The sequence below is a fragment of the Marinobacter sp. LM1 genome (assembly GCF_042763285.1).
In the GTDB taxonomy this organism is placed as follows: domain Bacteria; phylum Pseudomonadota; class Gammaproteobacteria; order Pseudomonadales; family Oleiphilaceae; genus Marinobacter; species Marinobacter nauticus.
The window spans coordinates 3,570,438-3,590,316 of the sequence record NZ_CP114373.1 but is presented as its reverse complement, the minus strand read 5'-3'; the positions used below and the strand labels follow the sequence as shown (position 1 = coordinate 3,590,316).

General features: G+C 56.3%; 20 protein-coding genes and 1 pseudogene. 13 read left to right on the top strand and 8 right to left on the bottom strand.

Annotated features, from left to right (window positions below):
* Positions 1-22 precede the first annotated feature (22 nt).
* The 3 genes and pseudogenes from OZ656_RS16840 to OZ656_RS16830 all read left to right on the top strand — a co-directional run.
* Positions 23-439, top strand: a complete 417-nt coding sequence (locus OZ656_RS16840) for a hypothetical protein (RefSeq protein WP_153741171.1) — start codon at positions 23-25, stop codon at positions 437-439.
* 148 nt (positions 440-587) lie between these two features.
* Positions 588-953 carry an NADH-quinone oxidoreductase subunit A gene (locus tag OZ656_RS16835; protein ID WP_199452674.1) on the top strand — a complete coding sequence of 122 codons (366 nt, stop codon included), beginning with the start codon at positions 588-590 and terminating at the stop codon, positions 951-953.
* Positions 950-1,453: pseudogene (locus OZ656_RS16830) on the top strand (hypothetical protein); the annotation flags it as partial. The gene OZ656_RS16835 and the pseudogene OZ656_RS16830, both read left to right, overlap by 4 nt.
* Here OZ656_RS16830 and OZ656_RS16825 read toward each other — a convergent pair.
* On the bottom strand, positions 1,361-1,903 hold the full coding sequence (locus tag OZ656_RS16825; protein WP_053113955.1) for a hypothetical protein: 543 nt from the start codon (positions 1,901-1,903) through the stop codon (positions 1,361-1,363). The pseudogene OZ656_RS16830 and the gene OZ656_RS16825 overlap by 93 nt on opposite strands.
* Before the next feature lie 27 nt (positions 1,904-1,930).
* Between OZ656_RS16825 and OZ656_RS16820 the strand changes: the two genes are divergently transcribed.
* From OZ656_RS16820 to OZ656_RS16790, 7 genes are read left to right on the top strand one after another with little or no spacing between them, the layout of a single operon-like run.
* Positions 1,931-2,875, top strand: coding sequence for a Ni Fe-hydrogenase III large subunit (locus tag OZ656_RS16820; RefSeq protein WP_053115522.1), 945 nt, complete (start codon positions 1,931-1,933; stop codon positions 2,873-2,875).
* A complete protein-coding gene (locus OZ656_RS16815; RefSeq protein WP_008169443.1) occupies positions 2,872-3,768 on the top strand; it encodes a complex I subunit 1 family protein in 897 nt (298 codons plus the stop codon). Before OZ656_RS16820 ends, OZ656_RS16815 begins: the two co-directional genes overlap by 4 nt.
* Positions 3,768-4,304, top strand: a complete 537-nt coding sequence (locus OZ656_RS16810; RefSeq protein ID WP_199452670.1) for an NADH-quinone oxidoreductase subunit J — start codon at positions 3,768-3,770, stop codon at positions 4,302-4,304. The genes OZ656_RS16815 and OZ656_RS16810 overlap by 1 nt, the downstream gene beginning before the upstream one ends.
* The gene (gene nuoK / locus OZ656_RS16805) at positions 4,301-4,612 is read left to right on the top strand and encodes an NADH-quinone oxidoreductase subunit NuoK (protein WP_053113951.1); all 312 of its coding nucleotides are present in this window, start codon (positions 4,301-4,303) and stop codon (positions 4,610-4,612) included. The genes OZ656_RS16810 and nuoK overlap by 4 nt, the downstream gene beginning before the upstream one ends.
* Positions 4,609-6,507, top strand: coding sequence for an NADH-quinone oxidoreductase subunit L (locus tag OZ656_RS16800; RefSeq protein WP_199456071.1), 1,899 nt, complete (start codon positions 4,609-4,611; stop codon positions 6,505-6,507). The genes nuoK and OZ656_RS16800 overlap by 4 nt, the downstream gene beginning before the upstream one ends.
* A 15-nt stretch (positions 6,508-6,522) precedes the next feature.
* Positions 6,523-7,992 (top strand): NuoM family protein, encoded by a 1,470-nt coding sequence (locus OZ656_RS16795; protein WP_248185538.1) that lies wholly within the window; start codon positions 6,523-6,525, stop codon positions 7,990-7,992.
* Entirely contained in the window at positions 7,992-9,353 is a 1,362-nt protein-coding gene (locus OZ656_RS16790) for an NADH-quinone oxidoreductase subunit N (protein ID WP_278350857.1), read from the top strand. The genes OZ656_RS16795 and OZ656_RS16790 overlap by 1 nt, the downstream gene beginning before the upstream one ends.
* A 17-nt stretch (positions 9,354-9,370) precedes the next feature.
* On the opposite strand, the gene OZ656_RS16785 is transcribed toward OZ656_RS16790, so the two are convergent.
* Both OZ656_RS16785 and OZ656_RS16780 read right to left on the bottom strand, forming a co-directional pair.
* A complete protein-coding gene (locus OZ656_RS16785) occupies positions 9,371-9,874 on the bottom strand; it encodes a hypothetical protein (protein ID WP_058577644.1) in 504 nt (167 codons plus the stop codon).
* On the bottom strand, positions 9,823-10,071 hold the full coding sequence (locus tag OZ656_RS16780; protein ID WP_194841919.1) for a hypothetical protein: 249 nt from the start codon (positions 10,069-10,071) through the stop codon (positions 9,823-9,825). Before OZ656_RS16780 ends, OZ656_RS16785 begins: the two co-directional genes overlap by 52 nt.
* Positions 10,072-10,354: 283 nt before the next feature.
* Between OZ656_RS16780 and OZ656_RS16775 the strand changes: the two genes are divergently transcribed.
* Positions 10,355-11,710, top strand: a complete 1,356-nt coding sequence (locus OZ656_RS16775; protein WP_278350858.1) for a hypothetical protein — start codon at positions 10,355-10,357, stop codon at positions 11,708-11,710.
* Positions 11,711-11,877: 167 nt separating this feature from the next.
* Here the strand turns inward: OZ656_RS16775 and OZ656_RS16770 are convergent, their stop codons facing one another.
* The gene (locus OZ656_RS16770) at positions 11,878-12,642 is read right to left on the bottom strand and encodes a copper resistance protein B (protein WP_199451743.1); all 765 of its coding nucleotides are present in this window, start codon (positions 12,640-12,642) and stop codon (positions 11,878-11,880) included.
* Positions 12,643-12,662: 20 nt separating this feature from the next.
* The gene (locus tag OZ656_RS16765) at positions 12,663-14,465 is read right to left on the bottom strand and encodes a copper resistance system multicopper oxidase (RefSeq protein WP_379944736.1); all 1,803 of its coding nucleotides are present in this window, start codon (positions 14,463-14,465) and stop codon (positions 12,663-12,665) included.
* 270 nt (positions 14,466-14,735) lie between these two features.
* Between OZ656_RS16765 and OZ656_RS16760 the strand changes: the two genes are divergently transcribed.
* Positions 14,736-15,407 carry a response regulator transcription factor gene (locus OZ656_RS16760; protein ID WP_123891321.1) on the top strand — a complete coding sequence of 224 codons (672 nt, stop codon included), beginning with the start codon at positions 14,736-14,738 and terminating at the stop codon, positions 15,405-15,407.
* Between the two features lie 29 nt (positions 15,408-15,436).
* Positions 15,437-16,759, top strand: a complete 1,323-nt coding sequence (locus OZ656_RS16755) for an ATP-binding protein (protein WP_379944694.1) — start codon at positions 15,437-15,439, stop codon at positions 16,757-16,759.
* 75 nt (positions 16,760-16,834) lie between these two features.
* Here the strand turns inward: OZ656_RS16755 and OZ656_RS16750 are convergent, their stop codons facing one another.
* The 3 genes from OZ656_RS16750 to OZ656_RS16740 are packed head-to-tail and all read right to left on the bottom strand — an operon-like array spanning position 16,835 to position 19,860.
* Positions 16,835-18,331 (bottom strand): glycosyltransferase family 39 protein, encoded by a 1,497-nt coding sequence (locus tag OZ656_RS16750; protein ID WP_123891319.1) that lies wholly within the window; start codon positions 18,329-18,331, stop codon positions 16,835-16,837.
* Positions 18,315-19,343: a glycosyltransferase family 2 protein gene (locus OZ656_RS16745; protein WP_008169859.1), complete on the bottom strand. Its 1,029-nt coding sequence runs from the start codon at positions 19,341-19,343 to the stop codon at positions 18,315-18,317. Before OZ656_RS16745 ends, OZ656_RS16750 begins: the two co-directional genes overlap by 17 nt.
* Positions 19,327-19,860, bottom strand: coding sequence for a GtrA family protein (locus OZ656_RS16740; RefSeq protein ID WP_278351261.1), 534 nt, complete (start codon positions 19,858-19,860; stop codon positions 19,327-19,329). Before OZ656_RS16740 ends, OZ656_RS16745 begins: the two co-directional genes overlap by 17 nt.
* Between the last annotated feature and the right edge of the window lie 19 nt (positions 19,861-19,879).

Genomic DNA, 19,879 nt, shown 5'->3' with positions numbered 1-19,879 from the left:
AAAGAAACTGGGAGATAACCAGATGAAAGCAATAAATTTTAAACTGTTCGTATTTTTGACTTTTTTGCAAGCGCCATTTTTGCACGCTGAAGAAGTTCTTTCTGGCGAAGGTGTCGCAGATGTTGTCGTCGGAAACACGGTGCAAATGGAATTCCGAGATGCTCAGGACAATTTTCGCACTCGAACTTTTCATGAGTACTATGATCCTGATGGTTCGATCTATGGAATGACCAAATATCGCGAACAGCAGGGAAACCTTACCCACTATATCGGAAGATGGGAGGTCAAAGACGGTAAATTTTGCACATCTGTCTATGGTCGCGACTATTCCTGTAACAAGATAAAGCCTTTGTCTGGAAATGATTTCGAATTGCTCAATGAGGGAGGCAAGATAAGGAACGTCAAGGTATATGAAGGGAAGCATCATGGACTGGAGTAAGGATATCTGCGGGTGAGTTTTTAGCCTCTGTTTGCTCGGGAAGTACGGTTCGCCCATGCGGAACCAAGAAGCGAGTTAAGGGCATATTGATCTTGTCTCTGGAGAACGCTATCGGAGTGCAGACTCCGTTGCGCGACTTGAGGATTGGATGATGAGTATTTTGGAGCAGTACGGTCTGCTGCTTGCCTTGGTGCTTGGCATCGCAGCTACGGTTTTGGCCCTGTTTGGGATTGCCCGTGCCATGGGCCCGACGCGTCGGGAGCCGGGCAAGGACGTGCCAGCGAGTTCCGGAGTGTTGTCACGGGACCCGGTCTGGGGCCGCTATCACGCACGGTACTACGGCTACGCGCTGCTCTTTCTGGCCTTCGACATGGAAATGGCATTTATGTACCCCTGGGCAGTTGTATACAGGGAAGTAGGGCTGGTTGCTTTGTATGACATGGGGGTGTTCCTTGCCATTCTCTTTCTTGGTTTGCTCTACGGCTGGAGTCAGGGGGCATTGAGGCGGCAATGACTTCTGACCCGACAATGAGCATTACGGGCGCGCGCCAGCGGCAGGAGCGGTTCACGGTACTTCAGAAGTGGGTTTCCCGGGCCCTCGCGGGCAACCTGAGCTGCCTGATCGTCCCGGGGCCTGAAGTGGCACTGTCCCATGGCCTGGATGTGACAGCGGCAGGTATGCGCATCACCGCGACACCTCGCGATGCGAGCGTGCTCCTGATTATCGGCGAGCTTTCAGAGAAAATGAACGAGGCCGTGGCGGTGCTCTATGCGCAGATGCCGAGGCCGCGAGCCATTGTCAATTTGGGCGGACAGACGCCGTCAACGCTACCGGACCCTGATTTTTCCGCGGATGTTTCGCAAGCCGGCCTGATCGACGCGGTTGACTGGTTGAAGCGCGCGCTGGCCAAGGGCGCATTCTCAGACTCCCCCGAGGATTTCGACGCCCCTGTTCTGCACGCCAGAATCGAGTATGTCTGCCCCATGCACCCGGAAGTTGTCCAGAACGAGCCGGGTAGTTGCCCCAAGTGTGGCATGGACCTGGTCGCCCGGGAGGCAGGGGAGCCGGCCCCCGAGCATGACCATGGGCACGATCATCGCGAGCACCGGCACCATGAGCACGAACACCAGCATCATGAGCACGAACACCAGCATCATGAGAACGAACACCAGCATCATGATCATGCGCAGCAGCACGAACACCATGAACACGAACACGATCATGGTCACTGCCATGACCATCATGATTCGCATGAGCACGATCATGAGCAGCACGAGGGTCATCAGCACTCGCACGAAAACCATCATGATCACGGACACAAGCACCAGCACGATGAGTCCGACGGCGACGCGGAGGAGAAAAATTCGGGGCATGATCACAGTGAGCACGGTCATGATAGCCACGAACATGGTGGCCATGATCATGTAGGTCACGGTCATAGTGGTCATGATCATGGTGGGCATGACCACGGCGCCTCGGGATTCATGTCCATGATTGAAGTGACCAAGGACCTGCCTCGTAGCGCCGACGGGTTGGCGATGGACTGGATGGAGGTGCCGTTCGGTCCGGTTTTCCCCGGTCTGCCTGGTGGGCTCAAGTTGACGCTGACTCTTGACGGTGACGGCGTAACAGAAGGACAGGCCACATCCTTGGTGGGCATGATCAATGAGAGTGAAGAAGGCAAGGAGATCGACGCCGAGACCTTTATCGAGCGCCTGGCGTCGGCCATGCCACTGGCCAGCGTGAGCTACCGACTGCTGGCCTGCCTGGCAATCGAGCGGGCGGCTGGTCTGGAGAACGATTCGGCAACCGATCAGGCCCGGGCTGTGGCGCTTGAATGTGAGCGCATCGCCAGTCACCTGGGTTGGCTGGCGCAAACGGGGCGCCAGCTCGGCTTCGCCTGGTTGACGGATCGTGCCGCAACCCTGCAACTGGAGATCCGCCGCGCCAGTGGAAAACGGCTTGTGGAACTGACGCCCGCTCTGCAGGCATTGGCGGCTCGTCTTGGGCGAACGCCTTTGCTCAAATCGCGATTGAAGGGGATCGGCGTACTGCCATCGGGCACTGCGGGCCTGAGTGGCCCCGTGGCGCGCGCTGCTGACGACGCCGGAGATGCCTGGGCGCGCCTGTGGCAGCGCCTGGACGAAATCATCACGAGCCTCGACTACATCAAGGCAACCGGGGAGCCGGGGCTACCTGTTTTGCGAAACATCGGGCGTGGATCAGGCACCGGTGAGGCCACCGTGGAAACCCCGCGCGGCGAGGCTCAACTGAGCCTGATTCTGGAACACGGCCAGGTGAAATCCTACAGGTTGGACACCGCCTGCAGTCACCATATCGGCCTGGTCGCAAAGCTTGTCGAGGGCCGGGAACTGGGCGACGCACTGGTGGCGGTCGGATCACTTGACCTTTCGCCCTGGGAGGTGATCTCGTGAACTTCGTCATCGTGTTGCTTGCGTTGCTTGGTAGCGTCTGGCTGCTCGCCGTGGTCGAGGGCTGGACGACAACGGGCCGCCTGCGTCCGGCCGCGCCCCTACTCAGCGGCCTGGCGCACCTCGGTCGTGAATCCATTGTACCGCGCACGCCGGACCGGGTCTTTTTCGAGACGGCGCCGGTGCTACTGCTGATCGTCGCGGTGCTTGGCGCGGCGGTTCTGCCGCTGGCGCCGACCCTGGTGATCGCGGATCTGGCTACCGGTGCGCTGTTCATCAACGCGGCGCTTGCCTATGTGCTGGTGGCGCTGATCATGGCCGGCTGGGGCCCGAATGGCGCCTACGCCATGATCGGCGGCTGGCGATTCCTTGGCCAGCTCATCGCCTACGCCATGCTTATTGTCATGCCCATCACTGCGGTGGCGATGCGCGCCGAATCCCTGGTGACCACGGTGATCGTTGGCTCCCAAGACGGCTTGTGGAACATTGTCTATCAGCCGCTTGGTTTCGTGCTGTTTTTCATTGCCGCCATGGCGCTGGCGTTTCGTGCGCCTTTTGATCTGCCAACCGCACCCGGGGAACTGGGCGGGGGTGTGGACGCGGAATACACCGGCGTGCGCCTGGGGGTGTTGCGCCTGGCCAGGCTGACGCTGGTGATCACGCTGGCTTCCGCGACCACGGTGTTCTACCTCGGCGGCTGGCATGGGCCGCTGCTGCCTCCCTGGGCCTGGAGCCTGATCAAGACCCTGGCCGTGGCCGTGTCGATGCTCCTGGCCGGTCGCTATCTGCCGCGCATTCGCGAGGCGGATCTGATGCGGTGGTGCTGGACCCTGGGGATTCCCCTGGCACTGCTCAATATCATTGTTGTCGGTTTACTGGTTCTGGTGGTTCCATAATGTACGCTCAGGCTTTTTTTGTTGCCGTTTTCGGGCTGGCCGCCATCGGCTTCGGCGTGGTGGTGTTTCGCACCTCGTCCATGGTTCGTTCCGCGCTGGCTCTGCTGTTTTCACAGACGGCCGTCGGCTGCATGTTCCTGGCGATGCAGACCGAATTCCTGGGAGTGCTGCAGATCATGATGATGGCGACGGAGATGAGCATCATGGCCATTTTCATGGTGATGTTCATGATGGACCCGGGCGGGATGGGGGGCATGGATATGACCCACCAGAAGCGCTTTTCAATTGGCGCTGGCGTGGTCGCTGCCGGTGTTGCGATAGTGGTCGCGTTTTGGGCCGATTGGGGACCTGTAACGGCCGAGGCGCCGGATGCGGCGATGCAGACACGGGCGCTGGGCATGGAATTGCTGGGTCGTTCCATGCTGATCTTCGAAACCGCCGGTATCACTATCCTGACCGCGATGATTGCGGCCACGGCGGTGGCGATACCGGTGCAAACGACGGCCAATATTGCTGACAAGGAGGATACGGAATGACTCTCGTCCTGATCGTGGCGCTTGTAACCGGTGCAATCCTGTTCGGTATTGGTGTTTATGGCGCGTTGTCCCAGACCAATCTGGTTATGATCATGATGGGGGTGGAGCTGATTCTTGCGGGCGCGTTGGTGAACCTGGTCGCCTTCTGGCGTTTTCTGCACCCCGAAAGCTACTCCGGCCAGATGTTCGTGCTGGTGGTGATGACCGTCATGGCGGTCGAAATGGCGGTTGGCTTCGGTGTCGCGATTGCGCGTTTCCGGGCCAAGGGCTCGGTTGAAATGGAAGAAGCCGGGGACCTGAAAGGATGAGTGCAGTGCTTCTACCGATAATGCCACCGCTGATCGCGGCCATGGCGTTGCTGGTCCTGCGCCGGGGCTCCACGGCGCTGGTTCTCGGCGGGGCGACGTTGAGTCTGGGCGGCAGTCTATGGTTACTGACCCGGGTCGCCGGCGGGCAGGCCGAAACCCTGCTTCTGCCGGGGCTGCCAGACATGCCGCTTCGAATGGTTGCCGGACCTCTGGAAGCGCTGTTGACGGTGGCGGTGGCCACCGTAGGCACGTTCGTGCTGATTTATGCAGTTGGTTATATGAAGCGGGAGTCCGGCCTGTGCCGCTTCTACGCCGTAATGTCCCTGTTCCTGGCTGCCATGCAGGCGCTGGTGCTGTCCGGCGACTGGGTTCTGTTGCTGGCGGCCTGGGAATTGATCGGTTTGTGCAGTTACCTGCTGATTGGCTTCTGGTTCCAGCGACCCGAGGCCGCGGATGCCGCCGGTCGCGCTTTCCTCTACACTCGTAGCGCCGATCTGGGTTTGTACGTGGCGGTATTTATGCTGATTGGGTCGGCCGGTACCGGCGAGATTGCCGCCTCCCTGGAGGCCGGCGGCAGTGCCTCGACCGCCGCGGGGCTTTTGTTGCTACTGGCCGCCATGGGTAAGTCGGCCCAGGTCCCCTTGCAGGACTGGCTTATGCGTGCCATGGCGGGGCCGACACCGGTCTCGGCGCTGCTGCACTCGGCCACGCTGGTGGCGGCGGGTGCCATCCTGCTGATCCGTTCGGCCCCGCTGCTGACACCCGAGGTGTTGCTCGTCGTCGGACTTGTCGGCGGCGTTACCACGGTGGCAGCCGGGGTTATTGCACTTGCCGAGCGTGATCTCAAACGCCTGCTCGCGGCTTCCACTGCCAGTCAATATGGCTTGATGCTGGTTGCGGTTGGAGCCGGCGTTCCGCTGGCGGCTCTCATGCATTTGCTCGCCCATGCAGCCATCAAGAGCACCCTGTTTCTTGCCGCCGGCGACTTCCAGCATGCTCGCGGGGGTACCGGGTTCGATCAGTTGGAGGGGGTTGGTCGTGACAGACCCTGGACTTTTGCCGGCTTTGCGCTGGCAGCGCTGGCACTGGCCGGTATCCCGCCACTGAGTGGGTTCTTCTCCAAGGATGCGGTAATCGCCGCCGCCCTGTCTGCGCAGGGTGCCGCCTGGCTCGGCCCCCTGGCGCTGGCCGGTACCCTACTGACCGGCGGCTATATGGCCCGGGCCTTGTGCCTGCTGTGGCGAGGCTCCGGCGAAACCCGACCGGTTGCCGGTAGTGCCTGGATGCGCGTGGGCATTTGGGGGTTGGCGGTCCCTGCCACGATTCTCGGCCTGGCCTTCGGCCCCATCGAGGCCGTTCTTGATCTGCCCGCCGTCACCGCAGGCACATTGGCCGTGCTCCTCGGGCTTCTTGCTGCCGCGTGTGGCCTCGGCCTGGGCTGGCTCGTGCCGGCTCCCCGCCTGCTAGGTCCGGTCTATCCGTGGGCGCGACGCGGACTTTCCGTTGGCGGTGGGCTTACGGTCTGGGTCGGTAGGCCAGCAATGGCTGTAGCCCGAGGATGTGAGCGTTTGGAAGGGCGTCTGTATGAAGCTGTGCTTTCTCTTGGGCGCGCCGGTCTCTTCCTTGCCTCTGCGGGCGAGCGAGCGGAGCGGGGCTTGTTCAAGATTGTGCTTTGCGTGGGCAGAGTGAGCCTGAGGGTCGCGACCTACGTGCGGTTTGGAGATGAACGCCGTATCGACGGCCTGATTTTCGCCCTGGTGGCGGCTGTGCGTGCACTGGGTGCACGAGCCCGAAACCTCCAAAGCGGCCTCATCCACCACAGCCTGGCGATCAGTGCGGTCGCAATCGCCGTCACATTGGCTGTTCTGCTTTTTGCTTCATCGACGAGCTTTTAGAGGAAACCCATATTCATGTTACCACTTGTCTCGCTCACCCTGTTTTTGCCACTGGTCGGCGCGGTGCTGATTCTGTGTCTTCCGAAGCCCGCAACGCGTACGGTACACGTCATAGCGATTATTACCGCCGCCCTTACACTGATCGGTGCTCTGTCCATGTGGTTTCAGGGTGCGAGCGGTGCAGGCTTTTCCCAGGTCGAAGAGCTGCAATGGATACCAGCCATCGGTGCCGCCTACCGGGTTGGAGTTGATGGGATCAGTCTGCCTTTGGTGCTGTTGAGCGCTGTTCTTTTCCTGGTTGCTGTGATCTATACGTCGTCGCTTCGTGAACGTCCGCGCGCCTATATTGCTCTGGTACTTCTTCTGGAAACTGCGTCTATCGGTACCTTTACAGCCCTCGACGGTATCCTGTTCTACGTCTTCTTCGAGGTTTCCCTTGTCTCCATGTATTTCATGATCGCCGGGTGGGGCCACGAAGACAGGCAACGGGCAGCGTTGATGTTTTTTATATACACCTTGCTGGGAAGTCTGCCGCTTCTGCTTGCTATCCTCGGGCTTTATCTGGGCAGCCCCGAACCGACCTTCGACATGCGAGCCTGGATTGAGAATCCCCCCCTGGAGGGCGCGGCGGCCATGTGGGCATTGATCGCTATGCTGATCACCTTTGCGGTAAAGATCCCCGCGGTGCCCCTGCATACCTGGTTGCCCGCCGCACACGTGCAGGCGCCGACCGTCGGCAGCGTCATCCTCGCCGGCGTCATGCTGAAATTCGGCACTTACGGGCTGGTTCGATTTGCTCTGCAAATGACCCCCGATGCGTTCCGTGAAGCGGGCGTTGTTGTTCTTGTTCTCGGTGTTGTCAGCGCGCTCTACGGGGCTTTTGCCGCTCTGGCCCAGAGTGATCTGAAACGCTTGGTCGCCTATACGTCGGTTAACCACATGGGGTATGTCATTGTCGGTGTGGCCGTGGCGGCAATAACTCTGGATCCCTCGGTGCGAACTGTTGCTTTGGATGGTGCGGTATTGCAGATGTTCAGCCATGGACTGGTTACCGGTGCCTTGTTCTTGCTGGTGGGCATGATCCAGGACCGTGCCCACACCCGTGAAATGGGCGAATTGGGTGGGTTGCTCAAGACGGTCCCAATGCTCGGCTGGACCTTTGTGTTGGCGGCCTTTGCATCGCTGGGCTTGCCCGGGCTGGCGCACTTTCCGGCAGAGTTTCAGATATTTCTTGCCACTTTAAGCGCTTCGCCTGCCGCGGTGGTTGTGATTTTGGGTATTGCCATTATTGCCGGTACGTTTCTCAAAGCACTGCGGGAAACCTTTCTGGGCGAGCCCCGGCAGCGCTGGCAGTCCATGCCTGATTTGAGCGCTCGTGAGTGGCTTGCTGTGGGGCCATTGCTGGTGCTCACTGTCGGCACTGGCGTGGCACCCTCCTGGGTGCTGGGTATCATCCACCGCACTACATCGGCGCTGGCACTGTGATGGCTCGTGATCTTGCACTGTTGATTCCTGAAATTGCCGTACTGTTGACGGCTGTCGGTGCGCTGATCGCGGAAATGCTGCGTAGGCCGCAAATTGCGCTGCTGGTCGCAGTTAGCGGTCTGATCGTTGCCACGGGTCTGACCGTCAGTCTGATTGGTGAGGACACAACGGTGTTTGGTGGCAGTTTCCGGGTTGACGACCTCAGTGTGTGGGCCAAACTCATTCTGCTGCCGGCCACCATCCTCGCCATATTTTTGGCGAGAGTGGATGTGAGAGGCACCGTGCGAGAGGGCACGGTTTACAGCCTGCTTTGCTTTGCCACCATCGGCGCGCTCGTTCTGGCAGGCGCGGGTGATACGATGTTCCTTGTATTGGGTACATTATTAACTGGCCTGGCCACCTTTGCCTTGGTTGCCTACCCGGATACCGACCCTGCCACAGAGGCCGCCATGAAGTTTTTCGTGTTCGCCTCGGTCACAGGTGCGATCATGATTTTCGGCCTGAGTTACTGGTTCGGCGCTGCGGGATCCACGTTACTCGCGGATCTTCCTGGTATGGATACCATGCCAATGGCGGTTCTTCTTGGGTTCGTGGCGGTGGTTGTCGGTCTGGGTTACAAAGCCTCGCTGGTTCCATTCCATTTCTGGGCGCCAGATGCCTATGAGGGTGGGCCACTGTCAATAGCGGCCTACCTGTCAGTGGTGCCCAAGATCGGTGCTCTGTTCGCACTCGCTCAGGTGGTTCGCGATCTACCCCCGGAAAGTGGTTGGACCGCCATCATCGCCGGTCTGGCTGTTCTGACCATGACCTATGGTTATCTGGCCGCGCTGGTGCAGGATAACGTCGTTCGGCTGCTGGCCTATTCGTCGATTGCCCAATCCGGCTATTTCCTTCTGGGTATCCTGGCAGTCGGCGCCAGTGAGCTTGCGCTGCCATCCATCATCCTGTTTGCCGCAGCCTATGCGGCCATGAACCTGGGCGCTTTCGCCGTTGCCGCCAGTACTGGACGGACTCTGAACGATTTTGACGGATTGGGTCGCGCCCAGCCGCTTATTGGCCTCGCAATGGTTATCTTTCTGCTATCGCTGGTTGGGATTCCCCCATTGGCGGGTTTTGTCGGCAAGTTCCTTTTGTTTGCCGCAGTCATCGACGTGCAGTACACCTGGGTGGCAGTGGTGGCGATCATCAATAGCGTACTCTCGCTGGCAGTTTATCTGCGCCTCGTTGTGCCGATGTACAGGCAAGGGAATGTCGTGGTGGCTAGAACTGATATCTGGTTGAAAGCTGTACTGATAATAGCGCTGACTGTCACACTCCTTTTGGGTGTATTTGCGCAAGTGTTTGTAGGGCCGTTTGCATGATGGCCGAAGCCCATTATTTATTGCCGAGAGTAATCACCGCCCTGACGTCTGAGATCAAGCCAGCCTCTGTAGAGCCAACGCAAACCAAAGAGCGAGACTGTTGGAACGATAATCCACTGCGCTAGAGGGGCGATACCTGTGCCAAGGAAGGGAAACAGGGGCATAGAATCATTGTAGCTCCAGCGCTGGCCTGCGCCTGTGGCCCAGGCTTCAAAGACTATGGTTATAAGCAGACCGGTAGCAAAATACGCTCCTAAAGCATGGCGGCGCCACCGTCCCTGTATCCAAAAGCCATCTTTAGTTGCCGCTGCGGCGACGCCATAGGCAAATAGTGCAATATTGGCATCGCCGATTGCCGCCCGCGTGCACAGCCAGACGACCGCACCATGGGACGCCTCCATCATCCCTGTAAAGAAAGGCACCTGGATCATTTCCCAAAAAAAATGCAGCAAAAAGCTGACAGACCAGATTAAAAAAAACAGGAACCAGCCTCTACGTGATGGTCGACGTGAACAATGCATAATCTATCCAGCCAATCTAATAACTTCAGGCAGCCGAAGTTGAAATCGCAACCCTTCATCGCAGCGCCCTCCTGACCACCCGATATTTCGGAAATGGCCAGAACCGGTCCACCCAAAAACAACGGCAGCAGCAAGGAGATAACTCGTCGGTTCATTGCGGCCATCTCGATTTCATGCGCCAAATGGTCGGATTGCATGCTTGGCGCCCAGTATGCCTTTCAATAGTGAGCAATCATAGCACCTCTCCAAGATGGGCGCTGGGGGCGAAATAGCCTCTTTGATGCGTCGTCAGGTCTGACAGTCTGACGGGTGGGGATGTCAGTACGAAAATCGGGAAAATGAAATTTAGCTGAAAATTCAGGTTCGTTTCAGTTGACCACTACAAACTTTGTGCGTCAAGATTAAGTGCCGTTTAACTGGCACATCCATATTGAGGCAATAAATCGTTGTCGATATGAAAATTAAAATAAGGAGTTTCAGGTGAGCAAAATCTTCAAATCAATAAGCGCTCCGCTGGCGATAGCTTTAGTAGCAACACCGGCGTTGGCCGCGGAGCCGGTCGGGCGTGCGTCACCGACCGTAGAAGACCTGAAGGTTGAAATAAATCAACTGACGGCTGAAGTGGAAGAGCTCAAGAAAGGCGATTCCCCCTTCACGGTGAACGGTTATTACCGCCTGCAGGCGACCTCAGAAAGCCTGGATGAAACCAACGAGAACAGCAGTTCATTTGTTGACCAGCGCCTGCGTGCAAAGATCACCGGCGACCTCAACGATAACGTGAGCCTGGTTTGGTACGGTGAGCTCGATTCTCCCTGGGGTGAGAAGGGAAGCTGCCAGGGTGACAATTGCGGCAAACTCAGCGCCGACGGCGTTGGCGTTGAGACCAAAAATGTCTACGCTGAACTGAAGGTGCCGAACAGCGACTGGAAGGTGCGAGCGGGCGTCCAGGGGTATGGCTTCGGCAAGTACGAGAGCCTTGTTACCAACGACGACATGAATGGCGTCTCCTTTGCGGGCAATGTTGGTATGGCCACGCTGACAGGTGGCTGGTTCAAGTGGGAAGAAAACGATAGAGATTCTGCGGACGACGTGGACTTCTACATGTTGAGTGCCGAACTTCATCCCAGCGAGGTTTTCCACTACGGCCTTACCGGAGCTCAGATCAGCAACAGCAGTCAGGCTGCTCTGAATGGTACGGCGGCTCGAACGGATGACAACTATTTCGGTGCCTACGCCGATTTTACCTATAACAAAATGGCCTATAGCGGCTCGGTACTTTACAAAAAGTCGTCCGGGCGTGACTCTGACGCAACAGATGGCGACACGTACATGTTGAATCTGTATGCCCAGAGGCATTGGGGCAACGCAAGCCTCAAGATTCACGGCATCTACATTCCGGCTGATGACAGCAGCAATGGTGCAGATCGCTTCGCGGCAAACCAGTCAGGCTGGGAGCTGAATAGCAGCAATCTGCAAATCTTCGGAACAGACTACTACTACAACAATGGTGCCCAGGGTGCTAGGTCAGTTAAGGATGCGGCTTACCAGGGATATGGTCTGATGGGGCTGATAGTCTCGGGTGATCAGGAACTTTCCAACGACTACTACCTGAAGTACGGCACCGGTTACTTCCGCGTTGCCGACGACGCGCCCGACAGCGCTGCTCAGGCCAACGGCTCAACCCTTGGTACTGAAGTCGCTGCTCAGGTTGGTAAAAAGTTTGCTGGCTTGTATGACATCAGCCTCCGCGGCTCTTACGGTTTCATGGGGGACTTCTACGGAGATGACCCGGAGGATACCTATAAGGTCGTAGCTATGGTCAATATCAGTTACTGATCAACGTGTAATTTCATGATCTGATACAACGGCCGGGCCTTAGTCCGGCCGTTTGTCATTGAGCCGGACATGCGGAAGGTCGGCAATGATTTTGACGAAATCCTCCAAATGAGGACACTAGCTGACCCACGCAAAGGGGCCAGCCTTTTCTACTGGGCATTATCGTACTAAAACCACCACCGGACGCCCGCCACGAAGCTGGAGGACTCGACGTCTTCCCCCTCGCGCTCACGAAGGTCCTCTGTGTTGCCCAGAAAGCGGGTGTAAGAAACACCCACGTAGGGCGCAAACTCCCTCGAAAAGTGGTATCTCAGACGGAGCCCCAGGCCCACATTATTGATGCCACTACCGACGCCCCACTCCTCAACATCGCTGAAGGCAACGAGCGTTTCGCCGCGGCCCTGCAAAATGAGCCTTTGGGTCAGCAGCCAGTCGTACTCGGCTTCAAGATCGTATGACACGTCACCGTCGTCGGTGACTCGGAGATTTGTGTCTACCTCAAACCAGTAGGGGGCAAGTCCCTGCAATCCAACAATGGCCGAATAGCGCTCCTTATTAGGGCTGGGGCCAAACGTTGTCTGGGCACCCAATCCTGTCTGTATATCCCAGAAGCGATCGAAGCGATAGCTGTACTGCACATCAAAATTTTCGATGTCGCCGCTGTCGCTGGATAGATCAGTCTCACCTTCCGTTTCGACCCAGAGCCGATTGCGATCTTTACCAATCCAGGCCTGGGCGTCCCACAGGGCCAATTCGTTGTCGCCGTCACGCTGGTATTCCATCCGGTCAAACAGAACCTGGCCAAACACCTGGTTGTCGTGTATCGGCAGCGTCCAGTCCGGTTCGGCCTGAACGCCAGTACCGGCGGCGCCGGCTCCCGAGGCAAGCGTTAAGGCTGAGGCACCCACAACCCACTTGATGCGATTCATCATAATGTTCATCCCCTATCCCGTTAAACGACCGACACGACACGAAACATGCCTGCGTCCATGTGGTACAGAAGGTGGCAATGGAAAGCCCAGTCACCCGGTGCATCCGCTGTGATCAGCGCGGATACACGCTCGCCGGGTTTGACGGAAATCGTGTGTTTGCGTGGACGATATTCACCTGCACCGGTTTCCAGTTCCATCCACATGCCATGCAGGTGAATGGGGTGATCCATCATCGAGTCGTTGACGAGGATCAATCGCAGGCGCTCGCCATGGTAGAACTTGACCGGGCCATCGACTTCAGAGAACTTTTTGCCGTCGAACGACCACATGTAACGTTCCATATTGCCGGTAAGGTGCAGTTCCACCTCGCGTTCGGCCGGGCGCTTGTCGGGCCAGCCCTCAATGCTCTGCAACTGGGAATAAGTCAGCACCCGATGGTTGGCTGTTTCAAAGCCTACACCAGGGTCATCCAGACGCGATTGCGGGCTGGAAGCCACCATGGCTGCGCCGGGACCGTGATTGTCGGGGCCATGGGATATCGGCCGACCCGCCGTCGGGACCTCATTCATCGTTGCTTTGTCGGAGTTCATCTTGCTCATTCCCGAGCCGGTGCCATCCATCATCATTTTGCCATGGGCTTTGTCGTTGCTGCCTGACATCATTTCCATCTTGCCACCCATGTCCATGCCGCTGTCCATGTTCATATCGCCGTCCTTGCCCATGGCGCCCATGCTCATCGCGCCCATGCCCATGGCGGCCATACCGCGCTCGGTTCGCGGATACATGGGCGGTACTGGCGCCTCCATTCCCTTGCGGGTGGCTAACGTTCCGCGCACATACCCCGACCGATCCTGTGACTGGGCAAACACGGTGTGAGCCGTGTCGGTTGGCTGTACAATCACGTCGTAGGTTTCCGCCACGCCAATGCGGAATTCATCCGTTTCAACGGGTTGCACTGGTTGGCCGTCAGCGGAAATAACCGTCATCGGGAGGCCCGGGACACGGACATCAAAGTAGGTCATCGCCGAGGCATTGATGAATCTCAGGCGAATTTTCTCGCCGGGACGGAACAGCCCGGTCCAGTTGCTGGCGGAAGGCGATCCATTCATCAGGTAGGTGTATTCAGAACCGGTTACATCCAGGATATCCCGGGGGCTCATTCGCATTCTGCCCCACATGCCGGCTTTGCTCCACGCGGCATCCCAACCCATAGTTTCGACATCCTTGAAGAAGTCGCCAACGGTGCGCTGGTTGTAGTTATAGTAGCCCTCTGCCACTTTCAGGTTGCGGAATACGTCCTCGGGAGAGTCAAAGGTCCAGTCAGATAGAACCACAACGTATTCGCGATCATAGGCCACCGATTCGGGCTCGGCAGGATCAATGATAATCGGCCCATAGTGGCCTAGCTGTTCCTGAAGGCCAGAGTGGCTGTGGTACCAGTAGGTGCCATGCTGTTCGACCGGAAAACGGTACTCAAACGTTTCGCCGGGCATGATGCCGGGAAAGCTGACGCCAGGAACGCCATCCATCTGGTACGGCAGAATCAGACCGTGCCAGTGAATGGATGTTGCCTCCGGTAGCGTATTGGTGACACGCAAGATTGCCTCGCGCCCCTGTTTGAGGCGCACCAGAGGCGCTGGCAGAGTGCCGTTGATGGTGATGGGCTGTTCCGAGACTGTGCCCCCTATCTTGAGAGGTGTTCTCGCGACGGTCAGGTCGTAGATGTCAGCGCCATTACGCACGGTGTGAAATGCGTTCGTGTTGTCCAGTTGTCCTCTAGCATAGGCCGGCAACAAGCTGTCGAAACCGGCAAGAAGTCCCATTGTGGCAGCTCCTTGTATAAGGCGGCGCCTGGACACACCTGCATAGAAATGTCTATCGCTCATAGGTTGCTCCTAAAACCATGTATATACAGCTTCTTGCGTTCGTGACTCGATTATTGATGCTACCCGGTGCAACTGAAATCAAACTGAAAAGTCGACCGGTAACCCCCCATTTTTAACGGGTTGCTGTTTTTCTGGGGAGTTGCCGTTACTGGTACAATCCATGGCAGACTGGCGAAACTTTCCCACCACGAAAAACGGCGCTTACAAATGAAAATTCTGATTGTTGAAGACAATGCTGTACTTGCCAAAAAAATATCGGACTGGCTTGCGCAGGCGCACTACACAGTAGATATCGCCAAAACCGGCAAAGAAGCGGACTCGTTGATTGAAACAAGCTCCTACCAGGCCGTTATTCTCGATATCGGACTGCCCGATGAAAATGGACTTTCTTTAATGCAAAGATGGAGAAAAAACGGGAAAAAAGAGGCCATCCTTATTCTGACCGCACGCTCCAACTGGACTGAGAGAGTAGAAGGGTTGAACGCGGGTGCCGACGATTACCTTCCCAAACCGTTTGAGTTTGATGAACTGAAAGCCCGGCTCAGTGCGATTATCCGCAGAAAGGACGGCAGAACGACAGACCAGATCAGCGTCGACGGATTTCATCTCAACGCCACCTACCGAACGCTTACCACGCCCGACCAGAAAGAGTTCAGACTGACAGCTACGGAATTCCGCCTTTTACAGTGTTTCCTCCGTTCACCGGACCGAGTGTTTTCCCAGGACGAACTGGTTGAATCCCTCTACAACATAGAAAGATGCCCCACCAGAAATGTCGTTCAGGTTTACATAACCCGGCTTAGAAAAATAATAGGGGTCAATAAAATAAAAACATTGCGTGGCCAGGGCTACTACTTCGAAAAAGATCCTAACCGCTGAACGCCCGAGTGAACCAACCAGGTTAAAATATGTCTGCTCCGAAAAGTATCCGCAGAACAGCCATTCAGTATGGTGCTGTTTTCAGCCTCGTATATTTTACTCTGATATTCTTTTCACACACCTACGTGATAAAGCAACTATCGGACGAGTCCAGGAAGCAACACCTGAACAAAGAGCTGGGAAACTTTCAGGCAATCATTGAGGCTGAATCCCCCACAACCGACGACCTCAGCAACATGATCAATCAGTTTGAAATGCTTCTGGGGCATGCCATCGTCATCGAAACGGCTAGCGGAAGCGTCCTGGCGAGCCCGAACTTTGACCAGAGCCAACTGCAGGGCGCTGCAGAGAAGCCCGAGGGTTTCATCCACATAGCGCAGGGTGCGAACACGCTTTTCGGGCTTAGACGTACGTTCACTGCTACTGGAAAGCTGGCCTCAATCACCGTTCTTGAAACCGAGGGGGCGCTCTCTGAACGACCGCTGAAGGCCCACCTGACATTGCTCGGTGCCTCGGCCGTTCTTCTGGCGATACTGCTGGCACTGATTGGAACCACCACACATCTGACGTTAAAGCCCATCAGTAGGATAAAAGAGGACCTGAGACGGCTCCAATCCGGGAAACAAAGTCGTCTGAACCCTCACGTGCCGGAAGAGTTTCGTCCGCTGATCCGGCAGCTCAATGATTTGCTCGAGCTGTCAAACCGGCGGCTGGACCGCCACCGCCGCCTGAATTCCGATCTCTCTCACCTGGTCAAAACCTCTATTTCTGCCAATCTTGCCATTTTGTCGGATATCGATACCTTGCCTCCGTCCCGGGAGGATGTTGTGTTTATGGCCTCTAACTTGCGGGAGCTTGACAAATCCCTGAAATACCGGATGAGCAAAGCAGACATATCAGGCAGACAGATGGGACGGACGTGCATGCCGGTTGAAATCACGGCAAGTGTCATCACCGTTATGGAAAAAATCTTCCCTGACACGGTTTTTCGCCTCCACACCAACTTACCTGAAAACTTCAGCTGGCCAATGGAACGGCAGGATCTTTCAGAGCTACTTGGCAATTTACTCGAAAATGGCGGGAAGTGGTGCCAGACAACCGTCGACGTTACAATCGCCCGCACGTCATCAGGACTCTCCATAGAAGTAGCGGACGATGGCCCCGGAATTTCTCCCGAGGCGGCAGCCACTGTCATGAACAGGGGTACCAGGCTGGATGAAACGGTCGCCGGTTTTGGGCTCGGATTGTCCATCGTGTCCGAGATTGTCGAAGACAACCTCGGACAGATGAACATGGGTACCTCAAAAAACGGAGGAGCCAGGATTCTGATTTTACTGCCATTTCCGGACTAGATCACTGCCAAAAGGCCAGCCATCTTGAAAATCCGGCCTTCAAAGACTCAGTTTTAGCAGTAATCAGCTGCGTCATTAATCATTCTTCGAGTTTAATTCAGAATCAACGGGGTCATTCTGGCTGTCTGTTGGCGGAAGATCGATCGAGAATAGCTGGTACCGTTCGTTCTCCCCCAACTTCTGAGCGTCAGTGGCCCGCGGACCAAGAACCTCATCGACCGCATGGTTTGGAATTACTGCAAAGACCCTGGCGTACCCGTCAGCTTCCAGCAGACTGTTGAATTCTGTGGAGATGATTTCCACAGCGTCGCCTAACGAATAAAAACGTGCCGAAAATGGCATCTCACCAATGTAGAAGATCGGACTGTCCCCCGCTTGATGGATGCTCTCATACCGGCTTATCAATTGTTTCTCGGTTTTTAGTGGAATGACTCCGCTCACACTGATGAACACAACAAGGGTAATGAGAACGGGCACAAGCAATACAGCCCCCGACCTGACTCTGGACCAGGCACCTAGATCGAGCTTCGACACCCATCCGGCAATCAGAATGGCCGAGAACGGAAGAGAAGGAAGTATGTACGTCCAAAGCGTGTTGCCTGCCAGGGTGAAGAACAGCATTGGCGTTATCGCACAAAACAACAGATACAGCGTTGAGGCGTCTTGAACAGCACCAGTGAATATATCCTTTGTTTTGCCTCGCGCCGCCGCAAGGCCAAAGCCAACCAAGCCAATGATACCCCAGGGGAATGAAGCCCAAAGCCAGAATATCCAGATCATGCCCTTGGGCCGGTCATGGGCACTACCGTACAAATCGCCGGCCCACCCGGGGTCCAGAAACCGGCTAAAGTGTTCGCCAATGATGAAATAGTTGAGGAACCCTGGCGTTTTCAATTCAGCGAGCACGTACCATGGCACGGCAATCGCCAGTGTCAGAAGTGAGCCAAGAAGCCAGGGTAATTTTTTCAACGGCTGTAACCGCTGCCTGAAAATAGCAGCCCATAGCACCAGGGGGATAACGGTCAGTACAACAGCCAACGGTCCCTTTGACAACAAACCGATGGCCAGGCCCATGAAAAACCACCAGCGCCAATAGTCAGAGCGCCCTGAAAGCACAAACCACACGCTCACCAAGGAGAGGGTCGTTCCAAATACCAGGAACGTATCCGTCATGACTGCGCCGGCACTGATATAGGTGAGTACCATCGTGGAAAGCACAAGAGTAGACCATCGAGCGACCGCAGCACCGCGCGCATGATTTGCAAGGCACCACGTCAGCCATACGATTCCAATCGTGGCGAACCATGCCGGTAGCCGCAGAGAAAATTCAGACAGTCCAAATATTTTTATAGAGGCAGCCTGAGCCCAGAACGACAGTGGAGGTTTCCCCCAGAACGGAACGCCGGGTTCAAACCAGGGCGTTATCCAGTCCCCGGTTTCAGCCATTAAACGAGCGATTTCAGCGTATCGGGGCTCCGTTGTATCCACGAAGGGAAACAGCGTCATTCCGATAAAGCGACTGAACAATACGGCAGCCAGTACCCAGAACCAGGGCTCAAATCGCTTTAGCATTCTTGACGCCTCTGAAGTTGCTGATTTGGTCTCGGCTTGATACCTCTTTGTTCTCGACCACTTCTTCGGTCAGATACAGTGGTCGCTGTTTCGATTCGATGTAGGTTTTGCCCACATACTCACCAACGATACCAACGCTCACCAGTTGTATGCCGCCCAGAAAACTGATGAGGGCGATTAACGATGGGTAGCCGTCAGTCGGATCGCCGAGCATTATTGCCTTCGCTACAATCCAGACACCGAACAATCCACCAACGGAGGCGGCCAGCAAGCCGACAAGCGTTGCCCATCTGAGAGGTGACACTGAGAAGGAAGTCAGGCCTTCAAGGGCCAGGCCGACCAGGCCCGGGTAGTCCCACTTACTCTCGCCAGCCACTCTCAATGCCCGGTCGTATTCGATGATCGTCGTTGGCATACCAACCCAGGCAAAGAGTCCCTTCATGTAGCGGTTGCGCTCTCCTAACCGGAGAAGGGCATCAACTGCCCGCCTGCTCATCAATCGGAAATCACCCGTGTCGACCGGGATTTCAGTGCGACTGGTCTTATTCAGCAAGCGATAGAAAAGGTGCGCACTCCAGCGCTTGAGAAAACTCTCGCCTACACGTGATCGACGTTGCATCAGAACGACATCAAAGCCGGACTTCCAACTCCTGACCATCTCGGGAATGTATTCAGGTGGATCCTGAAGGTCCGCATCCAGAACGATCACCGCATCCCCCTTGGCATGCTCCAGCCCTGCTGTTACCGCTGCCTCTTTGCCAAAGTTGCGGCTTAGCTTGACGAGACGGATGCTCGATTTCCTTTTAATGAAAGTCCTAACAAATTCGGCACTGCCATCCTCGCTACCATCGTCCACAACCACGATCTCCGAGCGAATATCGAGGCTCGCAAGGATCGGCAATACATGCTCAAAGAATAGGGGAAGCATCGAACGCTCATTGAACACCGGAACCACCAGGGAAAGCAGCTCTGATTCATTCGGCGCACGGGAAGTCTCAAGAGGTTTGTTCATGAAACACCAGCCTTTGGTAGACAACATAGTTAAATACAGCGACAGCCGCAGTGGTTAGAAGCTGAGCAGGCACAACAGAGATTTCAAACAGTTGATGCAGGACTAAAAAGATCAGAACGTTCAGGAGAGCTGCGAGTGAACAGGAAAAGGCATATCGCCAGATGGCCTGGATGTGTGGGCGTGCGTTTGGAAAGGCCAAAGTTCGCTGCAACCAGTAGTTGGTAACCGCTCCTACAACGCTTCCAGAAAAGGTGGCTGCTACGGGGGCCATGCCAAGCAGAACCAGGCCGGACATGGCCGCCCAATGGAAAAGGGTTGCCATTCCTCCGGCGGCAATAAATCCACTTATTCTTTTAAAGGGAACCTTCTTCATCCTGGCCGACACACCCGTGGCTATAACCATCGTGCCCGATGTTTCAACAACAATTCCGGAAATGGTGAACATTGACTCTTCAGAAACATCGGGCACCAGAATCACAGTCACAGCCTTCTTTCTAGGAGCAAAGTTCAACAGCAAGACCCTCGTCTCCGTTAAA